Source organism: Nostoc sp., from assembly GCF_036917435.1.
Classification (GTDB): Bacteria; Cyanobacteriota; Cyanobacteriia; order Cyanobacteriales; family Nostocaceae; genus Nostoc.
The window spans coordinates 23,452-39,781 of record NZ_JBALDM010000014.1 but is presented as its reverse complement, the minus strand read 5'-3'; the positions used below and the strand labels follow the sequence as shown (position 1 = coordinate 39,781).

Here is a 16,330-nt window from a genome sequence, read left to right as displayed (position 1 = left end):
TGATACGTAGTAGATTATACAAGTTTACTTTACCTATGTGGATTGATAGGGTTTAAAACTTGGGTAGATGGATTTTGTCTATGTCGCTAATTGCACTCTTGTGAGAAATCATCTGGTAAATTAGCTGTAAATTTTATCCTTGCGCCAAGATAAGGGTCTAGCATATTACCTTTATAAGTAGCATTTTCATTTTTTCCTTTTAGACTCCTAATGCTGAACATTCCTCAACTACTGGCAACTGAAATAAACCTCAAACCCCATCAGGTGCAAAACGCGCTGGAACTTTTGGCGGAGGGTGCAACAATTCCCTTTATTGCACGTTACCGCAAAGAGCGCACCGATGAGATGAATGAAGTGCAACTACGTGAACTGGCTGATCGATATACTTATTTAACAGAACTGGAAGAACGAAAATCTGCGATCTTAAGTGCGATCGCACAGCAAGGTAAACTCACAGATGAACTCAAAGCTAAAATCTCATCCTGCTTACAAAAAACCGAACTTGAGGATTTATATCTACCCTATCGCCCAAAGCGACGTACCCGCGCTACTATCGCCAGAGAAAAAGGACTTGAGGCACTGGCGGAATTCATCAAGTTACTAAATATCAAAAATCCTGCAACTGCATCCCTGGAGGAAGAAGCAGCTAAGTATATTTCTGAAACCACGGGAGTCAAAACCGCAGAAGAAGCCCTTAAAGGTGCGGCCGATATTTTAGCAGAAGAAGTGGCCGAAAAAGCTGAATTACGCGCATATATCCGCGACTATCTTTTAGAAGAAGGAGTATTCGTCTCCCGCATCAAAGATGATTATCCCGAAGGGACAACCAAATTTGAGATGTACCGTAACTATAAAATTAGGGTAAAAAATATTGCACCGCATAATATGCTGGCGTTGTGTCGGGGTGAAACTGAAAAAATCTTAAGCTTTGAAATCGCTTTCGATGAGGATACGGTACTTTACTATCTGGAGTCGAAAGAAATTAAAACCAATGTTCGGCCAATTCGGGATTTTTATCAGGCGATGTTGAAGGATGCATTTAACCGTTTAATGAAAGTCTCTCTAATGGGAGAGGTCATTTCTGAGAATAAAATATATGCAGATATAGAGTCAATCAAGACATTTGAAACTAATTTGCGAGAATTGCTGCTGTCTGCACCGGCGGGAATGAAACCAACGCTGGCGATAGATCCTGGATTTAGAACTGGGTGTAAAGTTGCTGTCCTCGACCAAACAGGAAAATTTTTGGAATACCAAGCGGTTTTTCCCCACCAAGCGGCTGAACAACGCGCAAAAGCTGCACAAACTGTCAAAAATCTGATTGAGAAATATAAGATTGAGTTAATCGCCATTGGTAACGGTACAGCATCCCGTGAGACAGAGGAGTTTGTGACGCAAGTATTGCAAACAATAGAAAGCAAACCAGTCAAGGTGATGGTGAATGAGTCCGGTGCATCTATATATTCTGCGAGTACTGTAGCGCTAGAAGAGTTTCCCGATTTAGATATTACCGTGCGCGGTGCTATTAGCATCGGCCGCCGTTTGCAAGACCCTTTGGCCGAACTGGTGAAAATTGATCCCAAATCCATTGGCGTGGGACAATATCAGCACGATGTCGATCAGAAGTTATTGAAAAAGAAATTGGATGACACTGTAGAAAGCTGTGTGAACTATGTCGGCGTGGATTTAAACACCGCCTCCAAAGAACTTCTGACATCCGTCTCTGGGATTACGGCAACAGTTGCCAATAACATTGTCACCTATCGTAACCAAAATGGAGCCTTTAAAAATCGCCGCCAACTTTTAAAAGTTCCGAAGCTGGGGCCGAAGGCTTTTGAACAAGCGGCGGGTTTCCTACGGATTCGCGGCGGTGACAATCCATTGGATAATACAGCAGTGCATCCAGAGAGTTATTCTGTAGTAGAAGCGATCGCATCTGATCTAAATGTGCCATTAAATCAGGTGACAGAAATTGCCGAAAAACTCAAAAAGACCAACCTGAAGAAATACGTTACCGATAGCGTCGGGGAACCCACACTGCGCGACATCCTCAGCGAACTAGAAAAACCTGGTAGAGATCCACGGGCTGAGTTTAAGTATGCCACCTTCAGAGAAGGAATTAAAGAAATTAGGGACTTAAAGGTGGGGATGGAACTAGAAGGAATCGTGACGAATGTCCCCAACTTCGGCGCATTTGTTGATATAGGCGTACATCAAGATGGCTTAGTGCATATATCCCAACTTGCTGATAGATTTGTAGACGATGCCAACAAAGTTGTCAAAGTCGGACAAGTAGTTAAAGTCCAGGTGCTAGAAATAAACGAGAAACTAAAGCGGATTAGTTTATCGATGAAAGCAGTTAAACAATAATTAGAAATAGCAGATGGTAGTTTATCAAGTTCGATTCATCAATTCTACACTTGGGTTAGATCGCACCATCCAAGTACCAGACGATCAATATATTCTGGATATAGCAGAAGAAGCTAGTATCCGTCTACCATCTGGGTGCAAACAAGGCGAATGTTCTGCTTGTGTCGCCAAACTCATTAGCGGTGAAGTTAATCAAGGTGAGCAAAAATTTCTCCGTCCAAGTGAAATACAGGCTGGTTATGTTGTTACTTGTGTAACTTACCCCTTATCTAATTGCACTTTAGAAACCCATCAAGAACAAGTCTTATATAAGTCAGCCCTTTACTATCAGCCTGATTCTGGAAAATCTGATTAAATTATAGGACTTGCGTAAAGTTTTAGCTAAAAAGAAAGATTTTCTTCTTAGGGCAATTCATGAATTGCCCCTACCCCGTGTAGTTTTGCGTAAATCCTATAATTTTCTCAATAATAGACCTAATGGTAGAAGCAAATTCTATCTTGCAAGAGAGGTGAAAGTCTGGCACATAGTTAAAGATGAGATAAGAAGTTACAAACAAAAAAGATTAGGTCAGAAAAATGTTGACACCATTATTAACCGCCCTAGCTACAGCTTTGAGCCTGTTGATTGTTGATTTAGTTGTTCCAGGCGTTAATATTGCTAATTTCCCCGCAGCTATAATCGCCGCTTTAGTAATTGGTCTAATTAACGGTTCAGTTAAACCAGTTCTATCTACTCTTTCATTACCGCTTAACTTTCTATCATTTGGAGCATTTTCACTCGTCGTCAACGGTTTGTGTTTTTGGTTAGCAGCAGTGGTAGTTCCTGGGTTCGGAGTTCGCGGAATTATCGGTTTCCTACTTGGGCCAGTGATTCTAACTTTTGCTAACACTTTCATTACCAACTACTTTGTTGAAAAAAATCTTTTAGCTGGCAGTGGTGTTGTCAAAACCCAAGGTGAATTACCTTCTAGATAAATATTAAAAGGAGTAGAAAGAGTATTTTTATCAATTATCTACTCCAACGAACATATCCGAAGGTGGATTTCCTAATTCGGCATCTTCAAAAGAATCTAACTAAACAAAATTACAAAGTTGTAAAATCATGAAAATAGTTCGTTTTCTTCTAGGTTTGTTAGTGCCTCCTTTAGGCGTTTTCCTGACAGTTGGAGTGGGCCCAACATTGTTTATTAACATTTTGCTCACGGTTCTAGGTTGGCTACCCGGTAGTATTCATGCAATTTGGGTTATTGCCAAGCATGATGAACAACTGAATCGAGAAAGTGGTACTTACTAATACGTAAGATTAGTTTTCATAAACCTTACCTTAAATATGGTGCGTTATGGCTTTATCCATAACGCACCATTTTACTTTCTAGCAAAACTATAGCAATCAGAATTGAAAGATGCCTCTGAAGAAAACCAATTAAGCAACATGTCTGCCTCAAGAATAAAATATTACGTTTTTTACAGTTTTCAAAGTAGTAAATACTTGCCCCTGTGCTGTCATTTGGTAGGATATGAAGCAGAACTACAAAAGGCAGCTAATTCAGGGTTTATATATGACAATTACACCAAGCTTAAATTCCTGGGTTATCTGTCCCCAACCAAATCCTCAAGCAAACTTGCGTTTATTCTGCTTCCCCTACGCTGGTGGTAGCGCGGCAATTTTTCGCACTTGGCCTAATAATCTACCTAGTAATATCGAAGTCTGTGCTGTGGAATATCCGGGGCGGGGAAGGCAGATGAAGTCAGCACCTGTGAAGCGATTAGAACCTCTTGTGGAAGCGATCGCTCCAGTTCTCATGCCATACTTAGACAAACCATTCGCCTTTTTCGGTCACAGCATGGGCGGATTAGTTAGCTTTGAGTTGAGCCGTCTACTTCGCTCTCAGTATAGTCTTACTCCCTTTCACCTCTTCATATCTGCTCGTCGCGCCCCGCAAATCCAGCCCACAAAACCACCCCTGCACATCCTATCAGACGCTGATTTGCAGTCAGAGCTACGCAGCCTCAATGGTACACCCAAAGCAGTGCTAGAAAATCCAGAACTGATGCAGATGTTTCTCCCCGTTTTGCGGGCAGATTTTGCCGTTCTAGAAACTTATATTTACACTCAAAAACAGCCAATGGAGTGTCCTATTACTGTTTTTGGTGCTTTGCAAGACACAGAAGTTAGTCATGAAGCTTTGCAAGCATGGCGAGAACAAACAATCGCTGCTTTCTCATTACATGAATTCAACGGCGATCACTTTTTTATCCATTCACACCAAGAATTATTATTTAAACTTATATCTAAAGAATTGCAGATGTCTAAGCGTAGCTGGTAGTGGTGATTAAATAAGAAGGAGTTAGGAGCCAGAATATAGAATTTTCCTGACTCTCTGAACTTCTGATGTACAATATTTCTACTTTTTATTTTTGGGTAGCGATCGCTAATTTTGCCCCTTCAACTTTACGAACCCGATCCATTACCGCTACTACCCGCCCATAATCAACTTTCTCATCAGCATTAATAATCACCAACACTTCTGGTTTAGAACCAACTAAAGCACGTAGTTGCTCTGTCAAATCATCAACTGCAATTGGTTTACGGTTCAGACTTACCTGTTCTTTTTCATCTACCGTAATGGTAATTTTAGTAGGAACTTGCTGTTGTTTTGCTGTGCTTGCCTTCGGTAAATTTACTGGCAACCCTTCTGAACGAGTTAAAAACAGAGTTGACATGATAAAAAATGTCAAAATTGCAAAAATCACATCAATCATCGGCACTATGTTGATCTGGAGTGGAAGTTCTGGCTCATCTTGTAGACGCATAAGTTTTTTCTCCTCGTTCATAACGACGGCGGTAGAGTAATTCTAGCTGTCCCCCATACTCTTGAATTAATGCAATTTGCCGTTGGTACAGTCCCCTAAAGGTATTGGCAAACATGAGTATGAATATAGCAACGATCAATCCTGATGCGGTTGATACCAAAGCTTCACTAATCCCAGATGTAACACCAGTTGTTTTACTACCTCCCACATCGCCAAGGTTTAGGGAGGCAAAGGAGGCAATCAGTCCTAACACAGTGCCGAGAAGACCCAACAGTGGCGCTAGACTAATAATTGTCTCGAAAAGGTTTTGAAAACGTTTTAATACAGGGATCTCAGCCTGTGATTCGCTTTCTAATGCCAAACGAAATTCCTCTGGATTTGGCTCCTCTAATTCTAAAGCCGCCAGAAAAATCCGGGCGAGTGGCAAATCTGCATTTTTCTGAAGTTTATCCATTGCACCGACAACATTATCGAGACGGTAAAGATTCAAAACATCTCGCACCACGCGGCTTTGACGCTTATTGATCCTTACCCAAAATCTTATCCGCTCGATGATCAGTGCCACACCCAATACCGAAAATAGAAACAGGGGCCACATGACGATACCGCCTGCTGCAAACAACTTCTGAATTCCCATGTAGTGCCTCTAAACGTCATTAACAATACAAAACTCAGACTACCAGAATCTAGCTCAAAGCTGAAAGTTATTCTCAATAGAATATCAAATATAATGATTATGGTTTTTATTTACTTATTTGTTTTACATATAATTAAATTAATTGAAACAAAAATTAATTTTGTCCAAAAACCATGATATTGCTGATTTTAAAAGATGTTTTTGCTAGTGCGGGGTTCCGTAAGGCTATCTCAATAAATTTTAATTATTTACTTCATATTCGTAAGCATACATTTTAATGTAAAGAAATTAGTGAGAATAGATAGCAATAGCTATGAGCTTATATCTCAAGAATTGCAGATAGTCATTAGACTCAGTAGGAGTTAGGAGTCAGAATATAGAATTTTCCTGACTCTTTGAACTTCTGATGTACGATATTTCTAATTTTATTTTTGGGTAGCGATCGCTAACCTTGCCCCCTTTACCTGACGTACCTGATCCATGATCGCCACTATCTCACCGTGCAAGACTTTTTGATCGGCATTAATAATCACCAAAGCTTCTGGCTTAGAACCTACTAAAGTTCGCACTTGCGGGGCTAATTCATTAACTGCTATTGGGTTGCGATTTAGGCTAACATCACCTTTTTCATTTACCGTGATGGTAATTTTAGTAGGAATTTGCTGTTGCTGCGCGGTAGCTGCTTTCGGTAGATTTACTGGCAACCCTTCTGAGCGTGTCAAAAACAGCGTTGACATAATAAAAAATGTCAAAAGGGCAAACATTACATCAATCAGAGGTACTACATTTATAAATGGTGGTAAATCTGGTTCATTCTCATCTAGATCCATAAGATTTCTCCGGTTTTTCGTAGTTTTCAAGTTGTTCATAGCGGTCAAGGAACAGTATTTCTAGCTGTCCGCCGTACTCTTGAATCATTGCTATCTGCCTCTGGTATAGTCCCCTAAAGATGCTGGCTCCTAAAAGTACAAAGATAGCCACAACCAATCCTGATGCGGTAGCAACTAAAGCTTCACTAATACCACTAGTAACTGCACCTGTTTTAGTACCTCCGACATCACCAATATTCAGTCCGGCAAATGAGCGAATTAATCCTAAAATTGTGCCGAGAAGTCCCAATAGAGGCGCTAAACCGATAATGGTGTCAAATACAGCTTGAAACCGCTTGAGTATAGGGATTTCTGCTTGCGCTTCGCTTTTCAAAGCCAAACGAAATTTTTCTGGAGTCGGTCTTTCTAGCTGTAGTCCAGCCAGAAAAATGCGTGCTATGGGTAAATCTACATTTTTTTGCAGCTTATCAACAGCACCAACGAGATTATCGAGTCGATAAAGATTTAAAACCTCTCGCACTACACGGTTTTGACGCTTACCAATCTGTAGCCAAAACTTCGCCCGCTCAATCATTAGTGCCCCTGCCAATACCGAAAACGCCAGCAGTGGCACCATGACTATACCACCTGCTTCAAACAAATTCTGAATTCCCATGTAGTGCCTCTAAACGTCATCAACAATACAAAATCAGACTAGCAGAATCAAGCTAAAAAATGAAACTTTTTCTCAATAGAGTCTAAGATATAATGATAATTTTTTCAAATCTCATCATCATTATTTTTATTTAATCTTTTTTTGTTTTACATAAATTAATGTAATCAATACATGACACGAAAATTAATCTTATCTAAAAATCATCATAATCAACTGTATTTTTCAAGGATATTTTTATTATTAATCATGCTGTTCCTTGAACGCTGCTCGAAACAATTTTAATTTTTTACTTGATATTTGCAACCACCCATTCTAAGATATCTAGATTAGTGAGAATAGGTAGCAATAGCTATGAGTTTTTCCGGCACTACTGTCGAGCAACGTTCCAAAGAAGTTGAGGCTCTCAAGTCTTTTCTGACTTACAGTCTGATAGGTTCACTGGCGCTGCATATTGGCGTACTGTCTTCAGGTATAGGTAATTATTTTACGAGATTGCCCACAGCAGAAGAAGAACCAATAGAAGTGGCGATCGTGGATTCTCCGACTGCGGAACCAGAAAAACCAGTTGAAAAAATTCTAGAAGAACCGAAAAAAGAACCGGAAGTTATTCAAAAACAGTCTATAGAAACTCCGCCAGTACAAAAACCAGTACAAGAATTTATTGAAAGACCAAAAATTCAGCCAGTTGAACAACAACCAAAACAAACTACTCAAAACCTACAACCAACAAATAGGGAAATTACTCCTAAGCCATTAGTCCCTGTGACAACTGTTGCTCCTCAAAGCAGTGGCGGTGGCGGTGGTGGTGGCGGTGGTAGTTCAGTCTTGACAGGTAACTCTGGCAGTTCCGGCTCTGGCATTGCTTTAAGTTCAGGCTCTGGCAGTGGTACAGGCTCAGGAATTGGCTCAGGCTCTGGGACTGGTACAGGCTCAGGAATTGGTTCAGGCTCTGGCAGTGGTAAAGGCTCAGGAATTGGTTCAGGCTCTGGCAGTGGTATAGGTTCAGGAATTGGTTCAGGCTCTGGGACTGGTATAGGCAATAGAGTAGAAAACCCTCCGACAGTAGCAACAGCGCCAACACCTCCAAAAATTAACAGTTCAGGTGATGGTAATGGTCGTGCAGCCTGCCGCGAATGTAATGCCAAATATCCAGAGGCAGCAAGACGGCGAGGAGTTGAAGGCAGAGTAGAAGTAGCTGTTGATACTGATGCAAATGGCAACGTGACAAATGTGCGGGTTGCTCGTTCTAGTGGAAACCGCGACTTAGATGAGGAAACCATGAAACAAGCGCGTGACTGGAAATTAAAACCCGCAGAAGGTGGTAGACAAGGGGTATCTATAGCGACTGAATTTGCGATAAAAGGTTCAAGTCGATCGCGCCAAGTTCAAGAACGACAAGCACAAAGACAAGCAGAAGAGAGAAGCCAACAGACAACGGCTGCCAATTCCACACCAGAAAATCCAAGACGTAGGCGCAGAGAGTTGACATCTTCATCTAATGAAGCTGTAGCTACAAAACCAGCCGAAGCTAGAGCTACAAAACCAGCAATATCTGGATTTAGTAGACGCTTGGAACCTCAAAGAGGGGAAAATTCTGCTACAAACTCATCGTCTGGAGCTAGGACAACTCGCACTCAAGGAAGTGCAACAGAGTCTCTACGACGCATCCGGCGTGAGCGAGCGGCTACCGATTCATCACAACAGCCACAACCAACCGCAAATCGGCGGCGGCGAAGAGATAACACTAGCCAGAATAAATTGCGGGAATCTTTGCGTGGTTTACGTCAACAACCTCAATCGCAACCTGTCGCACCGTCTACTACTCCTAGTCAGCAGTAGAGCAATAATTCAAAGTAAGTCAGGAGTTAGAATACATAAGGCTCCTGGCTTGTAAATTATGTTTGTAGAGGTACGGTTATTGCCATAAAACCGAACCTGCTCAACTTGAACGTATCGCGGCAGTCCCTACCCTCGACTCTTAGTAGGGTAGGGATCGGAGCGGGTTATTGGAACGAATTGTAAGAAGGGAGGAAATAAAAACGTACTGTGGCAACAAGGCGAATGACTTTTCGGCTATACCCAAACGAGAAAACTAAATCAATTTTGCGGTATCACCGAAAGTTACACAAGGACTTGTATAACGCCGCAGTCAATAATAGATTTACTCAGTACAAAACATATAATCACAAAGTTGATTACTTTGAGCAGCAAAACTGTTTACCTGCGTTCAAAGAAGTTTGGATAGAGTACAAACGGCTTCCCAGTCATGCGCTGCAAGCCACTCTCAAGCGTGTTGACTTTGCTTTTGAGCGTTGGTTCAAGGGTTTAGGTAAACGCCCTAGATTTAAATCAATTAGGCATTATTCAGGATGGACTTATCCAGATTGTGCAGGCTTCAAAGTACAATCTGATGGAGAGAATGGGTATCTCAATCTGTCTAAAGTTGGGCGTATCCAAATGCGTGGACAGGCTAAGTATTGGGGTCAACCCACTACTTGCACTATTCTTTATCGCAATGGTAAATGGTATGCCTCAATCACGGTTAAGATTTTAGATCAAGTTCTGAAACCAGATATTTTACCTATTGGTGCTGTTGGTATTGATTTAGGATGCAAATCTGCATTATCAATTACTGATGGCGAGAATCATCAACAAATTGATGCCCCAAAATTTTTGAGAAATGCAGAACATCTAATCAAAAAAGTGTCTAAGGAGAAACGACGCAAACGTGCGCCAAATAAAAAAAAGAAGATTTTAGCTTCTAGGCGGTTTAAAAAAGCCCAAGCATCGGTTGGTAAGCTGACTCGAAAAGTCGGTAATCAACGCCAGAACTGGGTACACCAAGTTGCGGTAGAAATAGTTAGCTGTAGTAGCTTCATCGCAACCGAAAAGCTAGAAGTCAAAAACATGACCGCTAAAGCTAAAAAAGCGACTGTGGTCTTGGGGGTTTCCACTCGTGTTCAACTGCGTCAAGAAGGTAAACGCAAAAAACAGAAGGCTGGGCTAAATAAGTCTATTCTTGACGTTGGCTTTGGAATGTTACGCAGCACTATTAAATACAAAATAGAGCAAATTGGTGGTGTGTTCGTAGAGGTTCCAACCCGTCAAGTAAAACCTTCTCAAACCTGTCCTAAATGTGGAAATAAACACAAAAAGACTCTTGATGTTAGAGTTCACGAGTGTGGCGTTTGTGGATATCTGCAAGACAGAGATATTGCTGCTGCCGAAGTTATGCTTTATTGGGCAAAAGGAATTCTACCGGGATTGGGAACCAGTCTCGCAGACGCTGATCTTACTAGCTCTACCTCACGCACCCGCAAAACAGCAGGAAGTATCAGGCATCTGGGGGAAAAGAAGCGTCAAAAATCTCAAAGCAACTTTGCTATAAACAAGCTAGAGGATGTAGAAACCTCTAGCGATGGCGTTGCCAGCTAGAGGTAGTTCATTAAAACTTCTACATAAACACACACTGATGCAGTTTGATTTGCTTGAATAGCTATATTGATAGGACATTGATCCGAAGGCAATTCACAATCCTAATTATGGCAAGTAAATTCATTGATGTTAGGGAATACACTGTCAGGGCGCACAAAAGGCAGATTCATACTCGTGTTTTCCAGTTTGTCTGTAAAGAATGTAACGATCTGACAAAACGCGAGACATTCGGGCCTCGACCCTTATATTGTGAGAGATGTCGCCCTCCCCAAGCACCAAAGAAATCCCAGCCGACATCTCAGAAAGCAAAACCCAGAGCAATGTCTTACAAAAGTGATATTGATTTAAATTGATTGAAGCCTTAGCCTTATGACTCAAAATGGACAATTAGAACCGCCTCCAGGAAACTTTCTCTCCCCATTGTTGGAATTACGAGACTATTATGCTCGTCTCACAGAAGAGTATGAACGCCTCTTTGTGCAGGCGCGATCGCAACTCGATCATGTAGAAGCGTTGTTGTCTAACTGGTCTTATTCCGATCCCAAGAAGCAGATATCAAGACTGACTGCGGCTGACGAAACCTCAAATATTTCCCAAGAAGGCTCTCTGCGGTTTTTATCACCTCTTGATGACATCGACGAAATCAAATTGGTAGAGTCTCTACAATCAGAACTCACAGACTCAGATCAGGTTAAGATCGATAATTCCTTTTCTGCTGCTGTTGATACAAAAGACAGAAAACCTCTAACTACATCGCCAGATGCAAAGATCGCTCCAGAGAACAACGATAGTTCAACGAAGGTAGCAGAAATCCCCATGCTACCCCAGTATAATCACGCGATCTCCCGAATGGAAGCCATCAAACAGCTATTGCAAGAGCAAATAGGTACTGTCTGTCATATTGATTTTATTGTGCGATCGCTCTATGGAGAGTTAGATTCCAATCTATTCAAAGTAGTTAAAGGTAGAGTTCAATCTTCCCTAACCCAAGGTAGAGAAAGGAATTACTGGGTAACTATTCCCGATGAGCCAGGTTGTTATACTCTGGATTTAAGTTTGGTAGCCCCAAGTAAGCGCAATGGTGCTTCTAGAAACAAAAATAAGAAGCCTTTCGTACCCCCGACAAAAACAGTACCGATGCTCAAAGCTTTTGAAGGTCAATTCTTAATTGATGCCCTCACATCTCTCTTTGAAGAAAATCCAGGTAAAGTTTTCAGCGTTGCTGAAGTCATCGCCGGAATATATGGAGAACTAGATCCTCACCAAACTAGAGAGATTAAAAATAAGGTGCTGAATGAATTATCTAGAGGCTATCGCACAGGCAGATTTTCTAGGGTTCCTAACGAAATCGGCTTCTATACTTTGGACTCCAATCTGATATTGAAAGGTAGTTTTCGTTAAATTGGGCATTGGGAATTGGGCATTGGGCATGGGGCATTGGGCATGGGGCATTGGGCATGGGGCATTGGGCATTAGGCATTAGTTATTTCTCCCTCATCTCCCTCATCTCCCCACTCCCCTATCCCAAAAACAGCTTGTATGCTGGATTCTTGTTTTCATCCCAATAGCGATAACCCAGATTATCAAGAAAAGCTTGCCACTCTTCCATCTCATGGGGGGGAACCTGGATACCAACAACGATTCGCCCGTAGTCTGCGCCATTGTTGCGGTAGTGAAAAAGACTGATATTCCAGTCGGGACTCATGGAAGTCACAAATTTCATCAATGCGCCAGGACGTTCGGGAAACTCAAAACGGTAGAGTAATTCATTATGAGCTAGGGGAGAGTGCCCACCCACCATGTGCCGCAGATGTAATTTAGTTAATTCGTCGTCTGTTAAATCAAGAGTTTCAAATCCTTGAGTTTCAAAGGTTTCAACCATCTTTGCAGCATCAGCACGGTTTTGAATTTGCACGCCGACAAAAATATGGGCTGTTTTTTCATCAGCAATCCGATAATTAAACTCAGTCAGATTACGGTTGCCGATACATTCACAAAACTGGCGAATACTTCCCCGTTCTTCAGGTATTGTGACTGCAAAGATTGCTTCTCGGCGTTCGCCTATCTGTGCCCGTTCTGCCACAAAGCGGAGACGATCGAAATTCATGTTTGCACCACAGGCTACAGCAATTAAGGTTTGTCCCTCAATTTGTTCTCGTTCTGCGTAGGCTTTGGCAGCTGCGATCGCTAATGCACCAGCTGGTTCTAAAATAGATCGCGTATCTTCAAACACATCTTTAATCGCAGCACATGTATCATCTGTATCCACCAGAATAATTTCATCTACATATTGCTGACACAAACGGAAGGTTTCTTCACCAACTTCTCGCACCGCCACACCATCAGCAAATAACCCCACTTGAGACAAGCGCACCCGATGTCCAGCTTTGAGTGATTGAGACATCGCATCAGCATCTACTGGTTCAACGCCAATAATCTTAATTTCAGGACGCAACCGTTTCACATAAGCCCCAATCCCAGAAATCAATCCACCCCCTCCAATTGCGACAAAAATTGCATGAATGGGTTGCTGATATTGTCGTAAAATTTCCATCCCGATGGTTCCCTGTCCGGCAATTACATGAGGATCGTCGAAGGGATGAATAAAGGTCAAACCTTTTTCTACTTCTAATTCACGAGCATAGCTATAAGCATCATCGTAGGTATTTCCATGTAATACGACTGCCCCGCCTCTCATTCTAACTGCGTCCACCTTGACTTGAGGTGTGGTTACTGGCATGACGATAATCGCTTTGGTTCCCAAGCGATTAGCTGCAAGGGCGACTCCTTGAGCATGATTGCCCGCAGACGCTGCGATTACACCCTGGGCTAATACATCTGGTGGCAATTGCACCATCTTGTTATAAGCACCCCGCAGTTTAAAGGAAAATACTGACTGCATATCCTCACGTTTCAACAAGAGTTGATTGTTCAGCCGCGCAGATAAATTTGGTGCATACTCCAGTGGTGTTTCCTGGGCAACATCATATACACGGGCAGTCAAGATTTGAATGAGGTAGTCGCAAAGCATGGGTGTCAAGGTGTTAGCAAATGCCGGATGGGAATTAATTTTACGTTACAAGCGATCGCACTGATTTGATTTATCTAACTTTGGTGCTGGTATTATGCTAGCGATCGTAACTGTTTATGCTAATCGCGCGTCAATAAGTGATACGACTCTTATTTAATTTTAATTTTTGGAATTCTATTACCTTTTGCCTACACAAATCAATTCAAAAATTAAAGCGGACTGCTATATATACCTGATAATTAATAAGGCAATCTACAGAGAGCAAAGATGCAGACTCTCCAACAACTCTCACTCCCAAGTATGGGCTGTGGAACTTGGGCCTGGGGCAACCAACTGCTTTGGGGATATCACGAAAGTATGGATGACCAGTTGCAAGCGGTGTTTAACCTCTGTGTAAACAAAGGTGTGACTTTATTTGATACGGGTGATTCTTACGGAACTGGGAGATTGAATGGTCGAAGTGAGTTACTGCTAGGACGATTTAACCAAGAATATGTAGGTTCAAACAAAGAAAATATTTGTATTGCAACTAAGCTTGCCGCTTACCCGTGGAGATGGACACGCAACTCAATGGCAAAGGCTTGCGAGTCATCTGCCCAACGCCTGGGAAAAAACGTAGATTTGGTACAAATGCACTGGTCAACAGCAAATTATGCTCCTTGGCAAGAGAGAGGGCTGTTAGATGGTCTTGCCGATTTGTATGAGCAAGGACTAGTCAAGGGAGTGGGGCTATCTAACTATGGGTCTAAACGGCTTAAACAAGTGCAGAAAAAGTTTGCTGAACGAGGTATTCCTATTACTACTCTGCAAGTTCAATACTCTTTATTGTCTACATATCCTGTCACCCAATTGGGGCTTAAAGACCTTTGTGATGAGTTAGGAATTAAACTGATTGCCTACAGCCCTCTAGCTTTAGGAATACTGACAGGAAAATATTCTGAGCAAGGGCCTTTGCCCAAAGGAATCCGAGGTTTGTTATTTAGGCAGATATTAGCAGGAATGCGTAAGCACGAAGCGCCTTCTGCTAGCAAATCGCTTTTACTATGTTTGCAAGAGGTGGCACAGTTCAGAAACAAAACTATGTCACAGGTAGCGATTAATTGGTGCATCTGTAAAGGAACCATTCCCATCCCTGGAGCCAAAAGTGTTGAACAGGCTAGAGAAAATATTGGTGCGTTAGGTTGGCAATTAAACGTCAGTGAAGTTGCAGAGTTGGATAGGGCAGCTGCGAATACAGATAAAAAAATGGTACAAAATATCTTTCAAACTAAATAAATCATTGCAAAAATCTGCTTTAGAGCAATTTTCATGTACTTGAACCACATCTGTCGTAGGGGCACGGCACTGCCCATAGGTGTCAACTTAAGCTCAAAGCTTTGTCCCATAGCCGTTTTACCCCCCTTCATCCCCCCTTATAAAGGGGGGAAACAGGAAATCCGGTTCCCTCCCCTTTATAAGGGGAGGGTTAGGGTGGGGTAAAGCGGATCGTCATAGGAAGTGAGTGAACTCAAGATCGTTTCTTCACAAGGGTTTCACGTTAAGTTGACACCAATGGGCACTGCCATATCCTCACACCTTGCGATATGATCCTCTACTCCATCTGAATGGGAACCGCTATAAAGTAATTTTAAATTTTTAATTGGAGTAAAGTTACCATGACTGCTGCTGTCTTTTTAGAAAACGTCTACAAGTTTTATAACAATGTACCTGTAGTCAATGATCTGTCATTCAAAATTGAAGCGGGGGAGATATTTGCTCTACTTGGCCCGAACGGTGCAGGTAAATCAACCACAATTCGGATGCTGACTACACTCACGAAACCGTCCCAAGGACGGATAGAAGTAGGTGGATATGATGTGATAAGAGAAGCAATGCTAGCAAAACAAAGTATTGGTGTAGTTTTGCAGCAAACCAGTGTAGATAACGATTTAAGCGTTTGGGAAAATATGGAATTGCATGGGAGACTACATCACATTAGTAATCCACAGCGACAAAAACTGATTAATCAATGGCTAGAATATGTTGAGCTAGCAGAAAAACGTGATGATTTGGTAAAAACCCTATCTGGGGGTATGAAACGACGGTTGCAGATTGCGAGAGCTTTATTGCATCAACCACAAATTCTGTTTTTGGATGAACCAACCGTAGGACTAGACCCCCAAACCAGGCGAAGAATCTGGGAAATTATTCGGGATTTAAATAAACAAGGGATGACGATGCTACTGACGACCCATTATATGGATGAGGTCGAATTTTTGTGCGATGCTTTTGGCTCTACCAAGCCAGGACGCATCGGTATTATGGATGGCGGTAGGCTGATTTCTTTGGGAACTTTACAAGAACTCCGTTCTGTTCACGGTGAAGGTTTGGTGATGAAGCAATTGGGTTTGTCTGAAGTGGGAAAAGAGAGTGCGCGTAGTTGGGAATATTTGTTTTTCCCATCATTAGAATCCGCGAATATCTACTTGAATGAACAGTCTGATAAAACCGGAATGATGGTGCGTCCCTCTAACCTGGAAGATATTTTTGTAGAATTAACGGGACGCAAGTTAGGTTAA

Annotated in this window: 17 protein-coding genes; 11 read left to right on the top strand and 6 right to left on the bottom strand. The window is 42.0% G+C overall.

Annotated features, from left to right (window positions below; translation table 11 throughout):
* Window positions 1-210: 210 nt before the first annotated feature.
* The 5 genes from V7K98_RS06685 (at window position 211) to V7K98_RS06665 (ending at window position 4,697) form a co-directional block, all read left to right on the top strand.
* Window positions 211-2,370: a Tex family protein gene (locus V7K98_RS06685; protein ID WP_335020067.1), complete on the top strand. Its 2,160-nt coding sequence runs from the start codon at window positions 211-213 to the stop codon at window positions 2,368-2,370.
* A 13-nt stretch (window positions 2,371-2,383) separates the two neighbouring features.
* Window positions 2,384-2,725, top strand: coding sequence for a 2Fe-2S iron-sulfur cluster-binding protein (locus tag V7K98_RS06680; RefSeq protein WP_335020065.1), 342 nt, complete (start codon window positions 2,384-2,386; stop codon window positions 2,723-2,725).
* 221 nt (window positions 2,726-2,946) lie between these two features.
* The gene (locus V7K98_RS06675; RefSeq protein ID WP_335020063.1) at window positions 2,947-3,345 is read left to right on the top strand and encodes a phage holin family protein; all 399 of its coding nucleotides are present in this window, start codon (window positions 2,947-2,949) and stop codon (window positions 3,343-3,345) included.
* A gap of 127 nt (window positions 3,346-3,472) precedes the next feature.
* Window positions 3,473-3,664 (top strand): YqaE/Pmp3 family membrane protein, encoded by a 192-nt coding sequence (locus tag V7K98_RS06670; protein ID WP_335020061.1) that lies wholly within the window; start codon window positions 3,473-3,475, stop codon window positions 3,662-3,664.
* Window positions 3,665-3,929: 265 nt separating this feature from the next.
* Window positions 3,930-4,697, top strand: a complete 768-nt coding sequence (locus V7K98_RS06665; RefSeq protein WP_335020059.1) for a thioesterase II family protein — start codon at window positions 3,930-3,932, stop codon at window positions 4,695-4,697.
* An 85-nt stretch (window positions 4,698-4,782) separates the two neighbouring features.
* Here V7K98_RS06665 and V7K98_RS06660 read toward each other — a convergent pair whose 3' ends face one another.
* From V7K98_RS06660 to V7K98_RS06645, 4 genes are all read right to left on the bottom strand, one after another.
* A complete protein-coding gene (locus V7K98_RS06660) occupies window positions 4,783-5,184 on the bottom strand; it encodes an ExbD/TolR family protein (protein ID WP_335020057.1) in 402 nt (133 codons plus the stop codon).
* Window positions 5,168-5,821, bottom strand: coding sequence for a MotA/TolQ/ExbB proton channel family protein (locus V7K98_RS06655; protein WP_335020055.1), 654 nt, complete (start codon window positions 5,819-5,821; stop codon window positions 5,168-5,170). The genes V7K98_RS06660 and V7K98_RS06655 overlap by 17 nt, the downstream gene beginning before the upstream one ends.
* A 425-nt stretch (window positions 5,822-6,246) precedes the next feature.
* Window positions 6,247-6,651, bottom strand: coding sequence for an ExbD/TolR family protein (locus tag V7K98_RS06650; protein ID WP_335020053.1), 405 nt, complete (start codon window positions 6,649-6,651; stop codon window positions 6,247-6,249).
* The gene (locus V7K98_RS06645) at window positions 6,638-7,306 is read right to left on the bottom strand and encodes a MotA/TolQ/ExbB proton channel family protein (RefSeq protein ID WP_335020051.1); all 669 of its coding nucleotides are present in this window, start codon (window positions 7,304-7,306) and stop codon (window positions 6,638-6,640) included. The genes V7K98_RS06650 and V7K98_RS06645 overlap by 14 nt, the downstream gene beginning before the upstream one ends.
* A gap of 351 nt (window positions 7,307-7,657) precedes the next feature.
* On the opposite strand from V7K98_RS06645, the gene V7K98_RS06640 reads away from it, so the two are divergent.
* The 4 genes from V7K98_RS06640 to V7K98_RS06625 all read left to right on the top strand — a co-directional run bounded on the left by V7K98_RS06640 (window position 7,658) and on the right by V7K98_RS06625 (window position 12,142).
* Window positions 7,658-9,145 carry a TonB family protein gene (locus tag V7K98_RS06640; protein ID WP_335020049.1) on the top strand — a complete coding sequence of 496 codons (1,488 nt, stop codon included), beginning with the start codon at window positions 7,658-7,660 and terminating at the stop codon, window positions 9,143-9,145.
* A gap of 222 nt (window positions 9,146-9,367) precedes the next feature.
* On the top strand, window positions 9,368-10,741 hold the full coding sequence (locus V7K98_RS06635) for an RNA-guided endonuclease InsQ/TnpB family protein (protein WP_335020047.1): 1,374 nt from the start codon (window positions 9,368-9,370) through the stop codon (window positions 10,739-10,741).
* A gap of 107 nt (window positions 10,742-10,848) precedes the next feature.
* Window positions 10,849-11,094 carry a hypothetical protein gene (locus V7K98_RS06630; protein WP_084227393.1) on the top strand — a complete coding sequence of 82 codons (246 nt, stop codon included), beginning with the start codon at window positions 10,849-10,851 and terminating at the stop codon, window positions 11,092-11,094.
* A 16-nt stretch (window positions 11,095-11,110) separates the two neighbouring features.
* Window positions 11,111-12,142, top strand: coding sequence for a hypothetical protein (locus tag V7K98_RS06625; protein WP_335020045.1), 1,032 nt, complete (start codon window positions 11,111-11,113; stop codon window positions 12,140-12,142).
* Here the strand turns inward: V7K98_RS06625 and V7K98_RS06620 are convergent.
* Both V7K98_RS06620 and ilvA read right to left on the bottom strand, forming a co-directional pair.
* Window positions 12,081-12,221 (bottom strand): hypothetical protein, encoded by a 141-nt coding sequence (locus V7K98_RS06620; RefSeq protein ID WP_335020043.1) that lies wholly within the window; start codon window positions 12,219-12,221, stop codon window positions 12,081-12,083. The two genes, V7K98_RS06625 and V7K98_RS06620, sit on opposite strands and share 62 nt — an antisense overlap.
* A 39-nt stretch (window positions 12,222-12,260) precedes the next feature.
* Entirely contained in the window at window positions 12,261-13,772 is a 1,512-nt protein-coding gene (gene ilvA, locus V7K98_RS06615) for a threonine ammonia-lyase, biosynthetic (RefSeq protein ID WP_335020041.1), read from the bottom strand.
* Window positions 13,773-14,039: 267 nt separating this feature from the next.
* On the opposite strand from ilvA, the gene V7K98_RS06610 reads away from it, so the two are divergent.
* Both V7K98_RS06610 and V7K98_RS06605 read left to right on the top strand, forming a co-directional pair.
* Window positions 14,040-15,047 (top strand): aldo/keto reductase, encoded by a 1,008-nt coding sequence (locus V7K98_RS06610; RefSeq protein ID WP_335020039.1) that lies wholly within the window; start codon window positions 14,040-14,042, stop codon window positions 15,045-15,047.
* Window positions 15,048-15,427: 380 nt separating this feature from the next.
* Window positions 15,428-16,330 (top strand): ABC transporter ATP-binding protein, encoded by a 903-nt coding sequence (locus V7K98_RS06605; protein WP_335020037.1) that lies wholly within the window; start codon window positions 15,428-15,430, stop codon window positions 16,328-16,330.

What these genes read in the sequence shown, in the direction of transcription:
- V7K98_RS06635 (WP_335020047.1), top strand. Translation starts at nt 9,368, where the DNA reads ATGACTTTTCGGCTATACCCAAACGAGAAAACTAAATCAATTTTGCGG.
- V7K98_RS06620 (WP_335020043.1), bottom strand. Translation starts at nt 12,221, where the DNA reads ATGCCTAATGCCCAATGCCCCATGCCCAATGCCCCATGCCCAATGCCC.
- V7K98_RS06665 (WP_335020059.1), top strand. Translation starts at nt 3,930, where the DNA reads ATGACAATTACACCAAGCTTAAATTCCTGGGTTATCTGTCCCCAACCA.
- V7K98_RS06655 (WP_335020055.1), bottom strand. Translation starts at nt 5,821, where the DNA reads ATGGGAATTCAGAAGTTGTTTGCAGCAGGCGGTATCGTCATGTGGCCC.
- V7K98_RS06660 (WP_335020057.1), bottom strand. Translation starts at nt 5,184, where the DNA reads ATGCGTCTACAAGATGAGCCAGAACTTCCACTCCAGATCAACATAGTG.
- V7K98_RS06610 (WP_335020039.1), top strand. Translation starts at nt 14,040, where the DNA reads ATGCAGACTCTCCAACAACTCTCACTCCCAAGTATGGGCTGTGGAACT.
- V7K98_RS06625 (WP_335020045.1), top strand. Translation starts at nt 11,111, where the DNA reads ATGACTCAAAATGGACAATTAGAACCGCCTCCAGGAAACTTTCTCTCC.
- V7K98_RS06685 (WP_335020067.1), top strand. Translation starts at nt 211, where the DNA reads ATGCTGAACATTCCTCAACTACTGGCAACTGAAATAAACCTCAAACCC.
- V7K98_RS06645 (WP_335020051.1), bottom strand. Translation starts at nt 7,306, where the DNA reads ATGGGAATTCAGAATTTGTTTGAAGCAGGTGGTATAGTCATGGTGCCA.
- ilvA (WP_335020041.1), bottom strand. Translation starts at nt 13,772, where the DNA reads ATGCTTTGCGACTACCTCATTCAAATCTTGACTGCCCGTGTATATGAT.
- V7K98_RS06605 (WP_335020037.1), top strand. Translation starts at nt 15,428, where the DNA reads ATGACTGCTGCTGTCTTTTTAGAAAACGTCTACAAGTTTTATAACAAT.
- V7K98_RS06650 (WP_335020053.1), bottom strand. Translation starts at nt 6,651, where the DNA reads ATGGATCTAGATGAGAATGAACCAGATTTACCACCATTTATAAATGTA.
- V7K98_RS06640 (WP_335020049.1), top strand. Translation starts at nt 7,658, where the DNA reads ATGAGTTTTTCCGGCACTACTGTCGAGCAACGTTCCAAAGAAGTTGAG.
- V7K98_RS06670 (WP_335020061.1), top strand. Translation starts at nt 3,473, where the DNA reads ATGAAAATAGTTCGTTTTCTTCTAGGTTTGTTAGTGCCTCCTTTAGGC.
- V7K98_RS06680 (WP_335020065.1), top strand. Translation starts at nt 2,384, where the DNA reads ATGGTAGTTTATCAAGTTCGATTCATCAATTCTACACTTGGGTTAGAT.
- V7K98_RS06675 (WP_335020063.1), top strand. Translation starts at nt 2,947, where the DNA reads ATGTTGACACCATTATTAACCGCCCTAGCTACAGCTTTGAGCCTGTTG.
- V7K98_RS06630 (WP_084227393.1), top strand. Translation starts at nt 10,849, where the DNA reads ATGGCAAGTAAATTCATTGATGTTAGGGAATACACTGTCAGGGCGCAC.